Source organism: Lentisphaera araneosa HTCC2155, assembly GCF_000170755.1.
Lineage (GTDB): Bacteria > Verrucomicrobiota > Lentisphaeria > Lentisphaerales > Lentisphaeraceae > Lentisphaera > Lentisphaera araneosa.
Genome location: NZ_ABCK01000003.1, coordinates 292,796 through 306,420 on the forward strand (window position 1 = coordinate 292,796; position 13,625 = coordinate 306,420).

14 protein-coding genes are annotated in these 13,625 nt (G+C 42.9%); 6 read left to right on the forward strand and 8 right to left on the reverse strand.

The genetic code is table 11. The annotated features are described in order from the left end of the window. Positions 1-5: 5 nt before the first annotated feature. The 3 genes from purD to frr are packed head-to-tail and all read right to left on the reverse strand — an operon-like array spanning position 6 to position 3,271. A complete protein-coding gene (gene purD, locus LNTAR_RS04165) occupies positions 6-1,268 on the reverse strand; it encodes a phosphoribosylamine--glycine ligase (RefSeq protein ID WP_007277386.1) in 1,263 nt (420 codons plus the stop codon). Positions 1,269-1,271: 3 nt separating this feature from the next. Next, entirely contained in the window at positions 1,272-2,690 is a 1,419-nt protein-coding gene (gene cysS, locus LNTAR_RS04170) for a cysteine--tRNA ligase (protein ID WP_040914194.1), read from the reverse strand. Between the two features lie 14 nt (positions 2,691-2,704). Continuing rightward, positions 2,705-3,271, reverse strand: coding sequence for a ribosome recycling factor (frr, locus tag LNTAR_RS04175; RefSeq protein WP_007277388.1), 567 nt, complete (start codon positions 3,269-3,271; stop codon positions 2,705-2,707). A gap of 270 nt (positions 3,272-3,541) precedes the next feature. Here frr and LNTAR_RS04180 point away from each other — a divergent pair, with 270 nt between their 5' ends. The 6 genes from LNTAR_RS04180 (at position 3,542) to LNTAR_RS04205 (ending at position 10,368) form a co-directional block, all read left to right on the forward strand. Beyond that, on the forward strand, positions 3,542-3,877 hold the full coding sequence (locus LNTAR_RS04180; protein WP_007277389.1) for a cupin domain-containing protein: 336 nt from the start codon (positions 3,542-3,544) through the stop codon (positions 3,875-3,877). Between the two features lie 188 nt (positions 3,878-4,065). Beyond that, entirely contained in the window at positions 4,066-5,022 is a 957-nt protein-coding gene (gene tal, locus LNTAR_RS04185; RefSeq protein ID WP_007277390.1) for a transaldolase, read from the forward strand. 268 nt (positions 5,023-5,290) lie between these two features. After that, complete coding sequence (locus tag LNTAR_RS04190) at positions 5,291-6,325, forward strand: WG repeat-containing protein (protein WP_007277391.1); 1,035 nt, start codon at positions 5,291-5,293, stop codon at positions 6,323-6,325. Positions 6,326-6,454: 129 nt separating this feature from the next. Beyond that, positions 6,455-8,380: a mechanosensitive ion channel family protein gene (locus LNTAR_RS25135; protein ID WP_007277392.1), complete on the forward strand. Its 1,926-nt coding sequence runs from the start codon at positions 6,455-6,457 to the stop codon at positions 8,378-8,380. 2 nt (positions 8,381-8,382) lie between these two features. Continuing rightward, complete coding sequence (locus tag LNTAR_RS04200; protein ID WP_007277393.1) at positions 8,383-9,600, forward strand: pyridoxal phosphate-dependent aminotransferase; 1,218 nt, start codon at positions 8,383-8,385, stop codon at positions 9,598-9,600. Beyond that, positions 9,601-10,368 carry an MBL fold metallo-hydrolase gene (locus LNTAR_RS04205; RefSeq protein WP_007277394.1) on the forward strand — a complete coding sequence of 256 codons (768 nt, stop codon included), beginning with the start codon at positions 9,601-9,603 and terminating at the stop codon, positions 10,366-10,368. A gap of 49 nt (positions 10,369-10,417) precedes the next feature. Here the strand turns inward: LNTAR_RS04205 and LNTAR_RS04210 are convergent, their stop codons facing one another. The 5 genes from LNTAR_RS04210 to infC all read right to left on the reverse strand — a co-directional run bounded on the left by LNTAR_RS04210 (position 10,418) and on the right by infC (position 13,564). After that, positions 10,418-10,795, reverse strand: coding sequence for a response regulator (locus LNTAR_RS04210; RefSeq protein ID WP_007277395.1), 378 nt, complete (start codon positions 10,793-10,795; stop codon positions 10,418-10,420). A gap of 188 nt (positions 10,796-10,983) precedes the next feature. After that, on the reverse strand, positions 10,984-12,258 hold the full coding sequence (aroA, locus tag LNTAR_RS04215) for a 3-phosphoshikimate 1-carboxyvinyltransferase (RefSeq protein WP_007277396.1): 1,275 nt from the start codon (positions 12,256-12,258) through the stop codon (positions 10,984-10,986). A gap of 72 nt (positions 12,259-12,330) precedes the next feature. After that, complete coding sequence (gene rplT / locus LNTAR_RS04220; protein ID WP_007277397.1) at positions 12,331-12,687, reverse strand: 50S ribosomal protein L20; 357 nt, start codon at positions 12,685-12,687, stop codon at positions 12,331-12,333. A gap of 17 nt (positions 12,688-12,704) precedes the next feature. Continuing rightward, positions 12,705-12,908 (reverse strand): 50S ribosomal protein L35, encoded by a 204-nt coding sequence (rpmI, locus tag LNTAR_RS04225; protein WP_007277398.1) that lies wholly within the window; start codon positions 12,906-12,908, stop codon positions 12,705-12,707. Between the two features lie 131 nt (positions 12,909-13,039). Further along, positions 13,040-13,564, reverse strand: a complete 525-nt coding sequence (gene infC, locus LNTAR_RS04230; protein ID WP_007277399.1) for a translation initiation factor IF-3 — start codon at positions 13,562-13,564, stop codon at positions 13,040-13,042. Between the last annotated feature and the right edge of the window lie 61 nt (positions 13,565-13,625).

Consider the following 13,625-nt stretch of genomic DNA (forward strand, 5'->3'; position numbering starts at 1 on the left):
TCCTTTTACTTGAGGCGTTCGAGTGCGCGCCAAGCAATATCATTGCGGTAGAAAGCGTCTTTCCAACTAATTTTCTTTGTCGCTTCATAAGCTTTTTCACGAGCTGTGACAATATCAGCAGCACGAGCTGTGATACCGAGAACACGACCGCCAGTATTGACGAGCTTGCCATCTTTTAAAGATGTACCAGCGTGGAAAACCATAGCGCCGTTTTCTTCAGCGGCTTCGATACCAGTGATTTCGTGACCTTTCTCATAAGAAGCAGGGTAACCACCAGAAGCCATTACCACACAAAGTGCTTGATCGTCAGAGAATTTCATATCAACTTCAGCGAGTTTGCCTTGAGCTGTTTTGAGTAGGGCGTCAGCGAGGCTGCTTTCCATGCGGATAAGCACAGATTGTGTTTCGGGATCGCCGAAACGTACATTGAACTCGAGAACCTTAGGGCCATCTTCGTCAATCATGAGACCGATGAAAACGATGCCACGGAAGTCGAGGCCTTCTGCTTGAACACCTTTGAGGAATTTCGTGAGGACTTCGTCTTTGATGAACTGTTCCATTTCGGCATCAACAACTGGTGCCGGAGAATAAGTACCCATGCCGCCAGTGTTTGGACCTTTGTCGCCTTCGTAAGCACGCTTGTGGTCTTGTGCAGAAGCCACAAATTTAATCGTTTCACCATCGAGGAAAGCAAAGATTGAAGCTTCTTCACCGACGAGACATTCTTCAATAACAACGCGAGCACCAGCAGAGCCAAATGCGCCATCGAAGCAATCTTTCACAGCCGCAACAGCTTGTTCCATTGTGTCGGCAACCGTCACGCCTTTACCAGCAGCAAGGCCATCAGCTTTAATCACAATCGGAGCGCCTTGCGCTTCGAGGTAAGTAAGTGCGTCGGCTTCGTTGTCGAAAGTGCCGCTAGCTGCCGTTGGGATCTCGTACTTATCCATAAAAATATTGGCGTAAGTTTTTGAACCTTCGAGTTGAGCTGCGTCTTTGTCTGGACCAAAAACGTCAAGACCTTTGTCGCGGAAAATATTGACGATGCCTTCGCAGAGGGGTACCTCGGGGCCGACCATTGTGAGGGCGATATCATTTTCTTTTGCGAAGTTCGCAAGTTCGTTGTGATCTGAAATGTCGATGCATTCGATGTCTTTCATGCCTGGATTGCCAGGTGCGCAGTAGACTTTAGTGACTTCTGGGTCCTGAGTCATTTTCCATGCAATAGCGTGTTCGCGACCACCGCCGCCAATTACTAAAACTTTCATAAATTATCCTTTTTTAACTTTTGGCCCAGCGGGAGTGTCTTCGATGACCCATCCTTGAGCTTTTAACTGATCGCGTATCTCGTCGGAGCGGCCCCAGTTTTTGTCGGCGCGTGCTTGTTGGCGTTCTTCTGCGAGAGCTAAAATCTCGGCGGGAACATCATTGTCAAGGTCAAATTTCATGACATCGAGAATACGGTTGAAATATTTGAGGGTGTTGAGTAAAGCCTCTTGATTCACAGTTTCATTAGAATCGAGGATGCGGTTGCCTTCGCGGATGAAGTCAAACATTTTACCGAGTGCACCTGAGATATTGAGGTCGTCATTGAGTGAATCGAGGAATTCATCTTGTGCTTTAGCACAGAGTTCCGAGAGTTCAGAGCTGAGTTCACCATCGGCTTTGTCCTTGATGCGCTCGATAAAGTTCTGCAAACGGGTGATTGCGGCTCTCGCATTGCTTAAGCTCTCAGATTTCTCAGCTCCAGTTTCCACAACAAAGTTTAAACCAGCGCGGTAATGAGTGGCTAAAAGCATATAACGAACTTCTGCTCCAGCCCAACCTTTTTCCGTGAGTTGAGCGAGGGTGTAGAAGTTGCCGAGAGATTTTGACATTTTTGCATTGTTGATACGCAAATGTGCACAGTGCATCCAGTAATTCACATATTTGCAACCATTAGCAGCTTCACTCTGAGCGATTTCATCTTCGTGGTGAGGGAACATATTGTCAACGCCACCCGTGTGCATGTCGAAGTGATCGCCGAGAGTTGCTTTGGCCATGGCCGAGCATTCAATGTGCCAGCCTGGACGGCCTTCGCCCCAAGGGCTATCCCATTTGACGTCACCATCAGCTTTATCCCAAGCTTTCCAGAGAGCGAAGTCAGAGACGGACTCTTTTTCGTACTCATCTGTTTTGACTCGAGTACCAGACATTTGATTGTCACGGTCAATTTTTGCGAGGCAGCCATAGTGTTCGAACTTATCGATTGAGTAGTAGACGCATTTGTCATCAGCTAAGTAAGCGTAGCCCTTGTCGACGAGAGTCTGGATCATATCAATCATCTGAGGGATGTGATCCGTAGCCGCGGGGTAGTGTTCCGCAGGTTCGACGTTGAGTTTTTCTAAGTCTTCGAAAAAAGCTTTTTTGTAGATCGCAGTGAAGTCATTAAGACTCATGCCAGCTTTCTGAGAGTCGCGAATCGTTTTGTCATCGACGTCAGTTAAGTTCATGACTTGAGTGACTTTATAATCGTTGAGCTTGAGAACTCGACGCAAAAGGTCTTCGAAAACATAGGCACGGAAATTGCCAATATGAGCATAGTTGTAAACAGTAGGGCCACATGTGTAGAGCCTAGCTTCACCCTCATTGATGGGAGTGAATGGCTCGGCTTCACGAGACATGGTGTTATGGAAGGAAAGTTTTCTCATTATTTTCAAATGACTTAAACGGTCATTAAATCCTTTTCTTTGGCAGCGCTCAATGAAGCGATTTCATCGATCTTTTTGTTAGTGAGATCTTGGATGTCAGTTACGAGACCCTTTTGGTGGTCTTCAGAAAGCTCGTGGTCCTTGAGAGCTTTTTTGAGGTAATCATTACCCTCGCGACGGATATTACGGATGTTGATCTTGTGTTCTTCACCTTTACCCTTGAGGTCTTTAACCATGTCTTTACGACGATCTTCAGTAAGTTCAGGAATAGGGAGGCGAATGAGCTGGCCGTCATTCATTGGAGTGATACCGATGTTCGCCATCATCAGAGCTTTTTCGATATCGGGAAGAATTGTTGCATCGTAGGGCTGGATAGCGATTGTACGAGCATCAGGAGTACTGATGCCGGCTGTTTCTTTAAGGCGCATTTTTGTGCCGTAAGCATCAACCATGATATCTTGAACGAGGGCGGGAGTCGCTTTACCCGTGCTATAAGCATCAATTTGAGATTGGAAGTGGGCAATTGCCTTATCCATTTTTTCAGTGATTTCGTCAACAACTGTGTCTACTGTATAAGCCATGATGTGTACCTTGGATTTAATTAATAATAAAAGCACAGAAATAGACTGCAAAAGTGCTTATTTTCAACAAGAAAATCTAGAGAGCGGGTCATAGTTTTTCTTCTTGAGAAGAAATCTATGGCGAGCTGATTGAAACTGTGCTCATATAAAATGAGAAGAAAGTACCTTATTTATCAATAAAAGTGCTTCTGCGTGGATCTTCTGTGAGTTTAAAAAGACTTTTGATCATGCATTTTATGAAGATGTTTAATTCGAGGAAGTAAAGGGTTTATGAAAGTTGAAAATTTTGATCAATTAGCGCTTAAGAATGTGGCTCATAAATGCGATGTGAAACGTCAGCGCTTTCTGGAGAAAGGCGATATTCCTTTCTTAACTAATTTCTCTCGTGCTTTTTTTGAAGTGGGGCAAAAAGTTGAGGCTCACGTTCATGAGGATATGCACGAAGTTTTTTTCGTGTTAAAGGGTGAAGGAGAAATGGAGGTCGATGGTGAAGTCTTTGAAATTAAATGCAATGATGCGATTTGGATTGAGGCAGGGGAAAGTCATCAAATTCAAGCCTTAAGTCCTTTGGAATTACTTTATTTCGGCCTTGAAGAAAAGGAATAAATGACTCCTTGAATTTTGGGAAGTTACATTTAATGTTATAAAATATGTTAAAATTTGATTAGTGCATTTTTAAAATTATGCAAATAAAGCATATTCAAGCATCGATCAGTCTTGTAAATGACTTTATTCTCATCAGAATGAGTCTATGAATTTGTTAGATTAAACTAAAAAAGAAATAGGAAAACAACATGAGTGTTTTAGACAGCTTAAAATCAAAAACAACTGTGGTAGCCGATACAGGTGACTTCGAGGCAATGAAAACTTACTTGCCGACAGATGCGACGACCAACCCTTCTTTAATTTATGCCGCTTCACAGATGCCTCAGTACGCATCATTAGTTGATGATGCAATTGCTTACGGCAAAGGGAAATCAAGTGATAAAGCTGTTCAGCTTGATTTAGCAATGGACAAGCTCTCAGTGAATTTTGGCCTCGAGATTTTGAAAATCGTTCCTCGTTATGTTTCAACTGAAGTTGATGCAAGATTATCTTACGATATGCAGGGTACAGTGGATAAAGCACGTGAACTCATTGCTCTCTATGAAGAGGCGGGCATTTCTAAAGATCGTATTTTGATTAAAATTGCGTCCACTTGGGAAGGCGTAAAAGCTGCAGAAGTTCTTCGTAAAGAAGGCATTCGTTGCAACATGACTTTACTCTTTAGTTTTGCTCAGGCCGTGGCTTGTGCTGAAGCTGGCGTTTACCTCATCTCTCCTTTTGTTGGTCGTATTCGCGATTGGTACATGAAGGATACGGGTTTGGAATATGGTCCTGAAGAAGATCCTGGTGTGATCTCTGTACGTAATATTTATAATTACTACAAAAAATTTGGCTACGAGACAGTAGTGATGGGTGCATCATTCCGTACAGCTGATGAAGTGATGGCTTTAGCGGGGTGCGATTTATTGACAATTGCACCAAAGCTTCTTAAAGAACTCGAAGAGCGCAACGAAGATTTGCCTACTCACCTCTCTGAAGAAACCGCAGTAGATAAATGTGAAAATGAAAAGATTGAACTCGACGAAAAATCTTTCCGTTGGATGCATAACTCAGATGCAATGGCAGTAGAAAAACTTGCTCAAGGTATCCGCGGTTTTGCGGCGGACTTAGAGAAATTAGAAGCCTACATCGCTGAAAAACTCTAGAGTTTAAGCTAAAGATTTAAGAGCCCGTTCATTTGATGGACGGGCTTTTTTGTGTTTTGGAGATGTGGGATGATGAATCGCCTCACTCCGGCGGGGAGGTGTTGCCGCACGGGCGGATAAAGGGCAGGTGCTGCCACACGGGCGATACTGCCGTATGGGCGGATGAGAAGAGGGGAAATATTTGTGAAGGTCTTGGGAGCTCTGATCGATAAATTTTGTTTATTTGGAGAATGGCTCTAAGTTTATTTAAAGACAAATGAGAGAGTTTATGTTTTTTCAAAAAATTAGTTTACTAAGTGCTTGTTTGATGTGCTTGTCAGGTTTTGCTTTAGAGCCTTTCCGTGGAGAAAAACTTTGGGGTTTTAAGGATGATAAAGATAAGCTTGTCGTGGAAGAGCAGTTTCTTGAAGTTCGTTCTTTTGTAAGGAAGCTAGCGGCGGTGAGAAATGAAAACGGCTGGGGTTTCATCAATGATAAGGGCATCTTAATCTTAGAACCTCAAGCCGAGGAAGAGCCCAAATCTTTGGGCGGACGTACGTATTTTAAAGTTAAGAAGCAAATGGGCATGGTCGATAATGCCCAAGGGCTTTTGGTCTTTCCCGCACAGTACCAAAGTATTAAAAAATTTGGCGATAAACTTTACCTTTTAAAAAAGGGTGATTTATGGTATGCCTCGGATGATAAAGGACAATTTGTCTTAAGCTCGGGTTTTAGCCTCGTTTATAAAATTAATGAAAGTTTTCTAGCCTTTAAAACCGATAAGGGCTGGGGAATTATTGATCAAACGCCCTCAATTGTCACTCAGCCCTTTGCAGAAAAGATTGATGCTCCCAAGGGTGGAATGATGCGCTTTAAGAAAAATGGGCTCTATGGTTTTATGGATAATGCAGGGCAGTTGATCATAAGTGCAGAATACGAAGATGCGACAGAGTTTACTGATTCGGGAGTGGCTTTTGTGAAAAATGGTCAGATGTGGGATAAAATAGATCGTCAAGGCAATGTCTTGAATCAGAGTTCGAGTGCAGCGCAAGAAGATCCGGTTGATTTGGTGGCGCGTTTATTCAAGCAAGATAAAAAAGATACGAAAGTCGAGATCTATAATAGTAATAACTACCATCGTTATAACTATGCATATCCTTATGTTTACCGCCGTGCTTACATGCGTCCAGTTCCTTATAAACACCCGAGATACAATAAACGCTACCCAAAAACAAGTTTTGGTTTGGGGACTCATCTTTACTTTAGAGATGGTAAGATTCGTGTCGGTGGTGGTCCCAGTATGGGTGTGGGTTGGAGACTCTAGTCAAGTAAGGTGATGAATTTTAGCTTGCCTAAGTCTAATAAACTTAAATAAATTGGCGAAGTCTTTGCGAGCTCTTGTGGCTCTTTGCTCCTTATGAGTTATTTTTGAAGTAATTTTTTAGGAGAATGTATGAAATTTTTTACTTTACTTACGCTTTGCTTCAGTTTTATTCTGAGTGCGGAGCATGCTTCGGATCGCGCTTTAGATTCCTTAGTAACAATAATTGATTCCGGGGCTCAGAGAGATCAGGTCGATCGTTTCTTTATGGAACCCAAAGCTGATTTAGATTTACAGAAGTTTTCTCAGGTGCTCAAGCGCATTCAGTTGCATGAGATCGAGGCAATGGTTGAAGGACCAGTTGTTTACTATCCCATCAACGAAGCAGCTATTTACATGTTGGAAACAGAGAGCGGCTGGAAGTTTGCGCCTTCCGCAACGCGCCATTTTGACGATATTTATCAGGCGGCTTTCAAGTTTTCGAGCCCAGAGAAGACGATTGAGTATTATTTAGAAAGTATTTTAGCCAAAAACTATAGTGAATCACTCTCCTGCATTATTCGCGGTAAAGAAAATTTTCAGTACCTAGAAGGCAAATTGCCCGAGTCGTCGGCGTTTGCTCTAGAAAATTTTGCTGTATTTATGCAGGCGAATCCTTTAGATACTTTGCAGGCGGATTCCTATGAAGTCGATGTCTTGCGAACTTACAATACAGATTTAGGTGAAATCAACTTCGTACTCGATCGTGGTGATTGGCTGATAACTTCCTCCACCTCAAAGAATTTGATTCGCGATCATTTTGGTCAAGAAAATATCAATGATTTGAGTGAAGTTCTTCCCGATGAATTGAGCGGAGTTGTTTTGATGCTGCGCAAAATGCAGTGGCTCTATATCGTCGTTGTGTTATTCTTCGGCTTTGCCTTGCAATGGATTCTGACTAAGATTCTTCGCCGTACAATTGTCAGGAAATTTGAGCGTCATGGCAAAGTCATTTCCAGTAAGAAGAGTAATAAGTTCTTGGGTGTTTTCTCGATGGCGATTTCATTTTACTTATTGATTCCCTATGTGGCGGAACCTTCCGATATTCTCCTGAAGAGCCGTAAAGTTGCCTTTATTATAGCGCTGATTGCAGGCATTATGGTGCTTTCGAAGGTTCTCGATTTAGTCATGAATGTTTTTTATGATAAGGCGCAGGGAACTCAGACGAAAGTTGATGACGTACTCATCCCCATGGTGCATAAAGTTTTTCGCTTTATTTTGTTTTTTGTGGGCTTCTCTTTTGTCGCTAGCAATATGGGGGTCAATGTTACCAGTATTATTGCCGGTTTAGGTATCGGTGGTGTGGCTCTTGCGCTCGCCGCAAAAGATACTGTAGAGAACGTTTTCGGCTCGATTACTTTGCTCTTTGACCGTCCCTTTGAAGTGGGCGACTGGGTGGTGATTAATAATGTTGAGGGCACGGTGGAATCGATTGGCTTGCGTTCGACTCGAGTGCGTACTTTCTACTGTTCCTTAGTGAATGTGCCCAATGCGAATTTGATTCGTGCTAATGTGGATAACTTTGGTCGTCGTTCTTACCGCCGCATTAAAACAGTTTTAAGCATTACTTATGATACGCCGCCAGAAAAGATTGAAGCTTTTTGTGAGGGGGTACGCGAAGTGATTCGCAATCATCCGACCACACGCAAAGATTATTATCACGTGTACCTAAATCAGTTTAATTCTTCCTCCCTAGATATTCTTTTGTACTGCTTCCTCGACGTGAGTGATTGGGCAATTGAGCTACGTGAACGTCAGCGTTTATTTTTAGATATCATTCGCTTGGCCAATCGCCTTGGTGTCTCTTTTGCCTTCCCAACTCAAAGTCTACATATGGTGAAGCCAGAGGATTTATATGAACCCGAATTGGCAACTAAAGTGGAAAATATCGAAAATTCATATATAGGTGCAAGGCAAAAAGCTAATCAAGTGATACAAGAAAGTGGTAGTACTCGTTCCCATCCCGGAGCTATAAACTACAAATCAGGGAATGACTACGTACTTTCTGAAAAAGGTTAATTATGAAGAAAATCGGTAAATCCTCTCATTTAGAGTCAGTTAAATATGAGATTCGCGGACGTGTTGCGAAAGCCTCTGAGCGCCTTCGCTTAGATGGCGTCAACGTTCTTGAACTCAATATTGGCAACCCAGGTGTTTTCGGATTCAAAGTTCCAGATACAATGAATATGGCTTTGATCCGCAACCTTGAAAAATCGGCCGCCTATTGTGCGTCGAAGGGGATTTATTCGGCGCGTGAAGCCATTGTTGTGGATACACAAAACCAAGGCGTAAAAGGACTCGATATTGATCGCGTGTATTTAGGAAATGGTGTGAGTGAACTCATTCTCATGGCTATGGAAGGTTTACTTAACCTTGATGATGAAGTTTTATTGCCTTCACCCGATTACCCTTTGTGGAGTGCTGCAGTGAAAATTTCTGGTGGTCAGCCGGTTTATTATCCCTGTGATTCTAAAAATGATTGGATGCCCAATCTGGAAGCGATGGAAGCAAGTGTTACGAGTAAGACTCGTGGACTTGTGGTGATTAACCCTAATAATCCAACGGGTGCGGTTTATTCTCGCGAGATACTAGAAGGCATCGTTGACATTGCTAGAAGACATAACTTGATCATTTTTTCAGATGAAATTTATTCGAAAGTTCTCTATGATGAGAATGAATTTATTCCTATGGCAACGCTTGCCGAAGATATCCTCATCGTCAGTTTCAATGGCCTGTCAAAATCCTATCGTGCTTGCGGTTTCCGCTGCGGTTGGATGTATTTAACGGGTGCAGTTGATATGGCGGAATCCTATCTCGAAGGTTTAGATTTATTGGCTTCCATGCGCCTGTGTTCAAATGTTCCAGCTCAGTGGGCCGTACAAACGGCACTTGGCGGATATCAATCTATTTTTGACCTTTGTTCAGGTGGGGGTCGTTTGAAGAGGCAGCGTGACCTCTGCCACAAAAGGCTCAATGCTATCGAGGGGGTTTCAGCTGTAAATGCTGGAGGGGCTCTTTACTTGTTTGCCGAAATTGACTTAGATATTTATAAGTTCTCTAATGATGAAGATTTTGTTTTGCGATTCTTAGAAGAAGAGCACGTGCTTTTGGTACATGGTTCGGGTTTCAACTACGAACGTTCTGCAGCTTTCCGCGTGGTATTCTTGCCTTATGAAGAGGATTTACAACGCGCCTTTGATCGCCTCGAAAAATTCTTAGCTCGTCATCGTCGTAAGTAAATGTTTGAACTGACGTCTTTGGCCAGTGGCTCAAAAGGTAACTGTACGCTTATCGAGAATGATACTTCGGCCTACATCATTGATTGTGGCTTAAGTTTTAAGAAACTCTGTGAAAAAATGAAGGCTCTTGGCAAAGATTTGGGGAAACTCAAAGGTATATTTGTCACTCATGAACACGCTGACCACGCCTCTGGTGTTCGAATCTGTGCCGATAAATTGGATATTGCGGTTTACGCAAATCACGATACGGCTCTTATGCTCAAGCAAAAAAACCGCATGGGCAAAAAATGTGTGATTTTTGAAAATGGTCAAGAGATCTTTTTAGACGGAATGTGTTTTCAGCCTTTTTCAGTTCCACATGATGCGGTGAATACGGTGGCTTACAAAGTCGAATGCGAAGGTCGCAAAATTTCTGTTCTAACTGACTTGGGGAGTGTGACTGAGCTCGTTGTTAATCAAGTTCAGGGCAGTGAAGTTCTCATCTTAGAATGTAACTACGATCAGGATATGTTGATGAATTGTGGTCGTCCCTGGCGTACAATTCAACGAATCATGAGTCGTCATGGTCATTTAAGTAATGAGCAGGCCATGGAGCTTTTAGAGCGTCTCATGCACCCAGGACTCAAAGATTTGTATATCGGTCACATCTCTGAAGATACCAATGACTACGCCTTGGTTTATGATGTTGTTACGAAGACTTTGGATAAGTTGGGGCGCAACGATATTAAACCGCAGATTTTAAGGCGTCACGGCCTCTTAGAGGCCTAAAAAAGCCGCTTGTTGATAAGCGGCTTAATGAATATTTATTGAGTGGCTTCTAGATAAGGAGTTTATCGAGCTCGTCAATTACATCTTTACATGAGAAGGGTTTTCGTACTGTCGCGTCTGCTCCAAATACTTTAGCTGTTTCGAGGTTGTCAAAACCAGAGGAATAAATTTTTCCTGTGATGGCAATGATTTTAACCTCGGGGAAGAGCTGGCGCATCTTGGTAATGGTTTCGAGACCTTCCATATTGGGCATGACGATATCAGTAATGATTCCAGCAGGGACGAAATCTTCCACTAAATTAACAGCTTCTAGACCATCGTCAGCTGTTTTTACTGTGTAGCCTTCTTTGTTTAGACAGTCCTTTAGGATTTCTAGAACGACTGGATTATCATCAATCACTAAAATATTTTTATTTGACACTTCCATACAGTAAATCTCTTGCTAAATGTTTACTTTAAAATAAAGACCCTTTCATTGCTATACAATCAAAAAACTTCCTCTGAGAGAGAAAAGCAAGTAAAAAAAATCAAAAATTAATGATCAGGCGAATAAAACAAAAAAATAGCTAAAGAGAAGGCTCTCTTTAGCTATTATACGTGCCTGTCTATAGTTTGTTATTTAACTAGACCTTCGCGTACAGTGAAATAGTCAGGGAAGGTTTTTTTACAGCAGAGAGGATCAAGGATGGTGATCTCTGTTCCGAGACTGAGAATCGCAAATGCCATAGCCATACGGTGATCATCATAAGTTTCGATTTCGCAGTTTAAGATTTTTTCTGGTGGATTGATGACGAGGTAGTCAGGTCCTTCTTCAACACTTGCACCCGCTCTTTTGAGCTCTGTTGCAACAGCCGTGATACGCTCGGTCTCTTTAACCTGCCAGTTGGCAATATTGCGAATAGTTGTAGTTCCTTTTGCGAACATCGCAACAACAGCGAGAGTCATGCCTGTGTCTGTCATGGTGTTCATATCGATGTCGATACCATTAAGTGTGCCATTAGATTTCACTTCGATGAAGTTATCGCCGTAAGTCACTTCAGCGCCCATTTGGCCCATAACGCCAGCAAAACCAGATTCACCCTGGATGCTATCTTTACCGCAGCCGTAGACTTTAACGTGGCCGTTTATCGCTGCTGCCCCTAGGAAGTAGGAAGCTGAGCCAGCGTCACCTTCGACAATGAAGTTGCAGGGGTTGATGTATTTTTGTGGAGCTGGAACAGTGAATGTTTGGTAATTGTCGTTGGTAACGTCGACGCCAAATTTTTTCATGAGGCCAATGGTCATATCGACGTAAGGCTTAGACGTGAGCTCACCATCGATGTTGATAGTTACTGTGTCTTCGGCTAAAGGAGAGGCGAGAAGCAGGGCGGTGATGTATTGACTAGAAACAGAACCGTTAACGCTTGTTACGCCACCTTTGATGCCATTAGCTTTGATGTTCAGTGGGGGACAATCAGTGTTGAACTCGTAAGAGATGTCGATATTGAGCTTTTGTAGTGCATCAACAAGATCTTTAATTGGGCGTTCGCGCATGCGAGCGTTACCGTCGATAACGTAGTTGCCTTTACTAGCGCAAATGGCGGCACTCATGCTGCGGACAGCTGTACCAGCGTTTTCTAAATAGAGATTAAAGTCGCCATTGGGGAGCGGTCCTGCACAGCCTTGGAGTTCTACAGTTCTTTCTTCCACATTGCGACTGCAGGGGATGTTGAGAGTTTGTAGTGCTTCGAACATGCGGTCCACATCATTACTGGAAAGGACGTTCTCTAAAGTGATTTGGCCTTCGCCGAGAGCAGCGAGGAGTAGGCTACGGTTAGATATACTCTTGGATCCAGGAAGTTTTACTGTGCCCTGAATAGAGCTGATTTTCGGAAGGGTAATTTTTTCCAAGGTGCGGTTCTCCTAATGGGTAAATAAAAAAAGGCGGGAATAATCCCGCCTTTTATAAAACTTGAATGTAGCTTACTTAGCTACAGCAGTTTTAGCTTGTTCTACGAGTGCGTTGAAAGCAGCGCGATCGTTGATGGCCATGTCAGCGAGGACTTTTCTGTTAAGCTCGATGTTGAGCTTTTTAAGACCGTCGATGAAGCTTGAGTAGTTGCTGTCCTGTTGACGGCAAGCAGCGTTGATACGCGCAGTCCAGAGTTGACGGAACTGACGTTTCTTTTGCTTACGGCCTACATAGGCGTGTTGATTTGCTTTGTCGACAGCGTCCATAGCGTTTCTGATACGCTTTGAAGCACAGCCGTAAAAACCTTTAGCAGCCTTAAGGATGCGTTTTCTTCTAGCTCTTGAAGCTGGGGAATTAGTTGATCTCATTTATAAATCTCCTTAAATTATTTGAGGCCGTAGGGAAGGGCAGCTTTAACAGCGTTGAGTTCACAGTCTTTAAGAACTGTAGAAGTACCGAGTCTAGCCTTTCTCTTTGGAGATTTTTTAGTGAGGATGTGGCGCTTACCTGCGCGACAACGAATGAATTTACCAGTTCCCGTCTGCTTGAGACGTTTGGCAACGCATTTGCGAGTCTTTTGTTTGGGCATCGTTTTCTCCTTGATATTAGAGTTATACGTAATAATGGCTGATACGGCAGATGCCAGCCGTATGCAGACCGAAAAATTGAGCGGTAAAGTAGTGTGGAATTGTTTATCCACAAGCATTAATTTCTAAAAAATTAAGCTTTTTTTGAGCCCGGTGATAATTGCATGGACATGTTACGTCCCATGAGCTTGGGTTTAGCCTCAATCGTGACTGTTTCACCGAGTGTTTCAATGATTCTCTCCATGAGCGCATCACCGAGTTCTGGGTGAGCCATTTCACGAGCGCGAAACTGTAAAGTGATCTTGAGCTTGTAGCCTTTAGCAACGAATTCGCTAGCGTGCTTGAGCTTAGTCTGGAAATCGTGATCGTGGATATTGACGTGAAATTTAAGTTCTTTAACCTGATTGTTATTCATTTGCTTTTTACGAGCATCTTTTTGTTGCTTCTTCTTTTCGTAAATGAATTTACCATAGTCCATGATACGGACAACAGGTGGTTTTGCATCAGGGGCGAGTTCTACAAGGTCAAGGCCTTCTGAGTCCGCATTTGTAACGGCAACAGAAAATGGAACAATAGCAACTTCTTGACCTTTGCTATCGAGTAAACGAACTTTTTTGCCAGCTAGTGAGTCTGAGCCCGGCGAGTTAATTAAACGCAATTAGATATATCTCCAGTTTTTAAAAATGTATTCCCTAAACTTACTCAAGACAAAAACTTGT

Bases quoted from the DNA above. Each gene is read 5' to 3' on its own strand.
- purD (WP_007277386.1), bottom strand. From the start codon at position 1,268: ATGAAAGTTTTAGTAATTGGCGGCGGTGGTCGCGAACACGCTATTGCA.
- cysS (WP_040914194.1), bottom strand. From the start codon at position 2,690: ATGAGAAAACTTTCCTTCCATAACACCATGTCTCGTGAAGCCGAGCCA.
- frr (WP_007277388.1), bottom strand. From the start codon at position 3,271: ATGGCTTATACAGTAGACACAGTTGTTGACGAAATCACTGAAAAAATG.
- LNTAR_RS04180 (WP_007277389.1), top strand. From the start codon at position 3,542: ATGAAAGTTGAAAATTTTGATCAATTAGCGCTTAAGAATGTGGCTCAT.
- tal (WP_007277390.1), top strand. From the start codon at position 4,066: ATGAGTGTTTTAGACAGCTTAAAATCAAAAACAACTGTGGTAGCCGAT.
- LNTAR_RS04190 (WP_007277391.1), top strand. From the start codon at position 5,291: ATGTTTTTTCAAAAAATTAGTTTACTAAGTGCTTGTTTGATGTGCTTG.
- LNTAR_RS25135 (WP_007277392.1), top strand. From the start codon at position 6,455: ATGAAATTTTTTACTTTACTTACGCTTTGCTTCAGTTTTATTCTGAGT.
- LNTAR_RS04200 (WP_007277393.1), top strand. From the start codon at position 8,383: ATGAAGAAAATCGGTAAATCCTCTCATTTAGAGTCAGTTAAATATGAG.
- LNTAR_RS04205 (WP_007277394.1), top strand. From the start codon at position 9,601: ATGTTTGAACTGACGTCTTTGGCCAGTGGCTCAAAAGGTAACTGTACG.
- LNTAR_RS04210 (WP_007277395.1), bottom strand. From the start codon at position 10,795: ATGGAAGTGTCAAATAAAAATATTTTAGTGATTGATGATAATCCAGTC.
- rplT (WP_007277397.1), bottom strand. From the start codon at position 12,687: ATGAGATCAACTAATTCCCCAGCTTCAAGAGCTAGAAGAAAACGCATC.
- rpmI (WP_007277398.1), bottom strand. From the start codon at position 12,908: ATGCCCAAACAAAAGACTCGCAAATGCGTTGCCAAACGTCTCAAGCAG.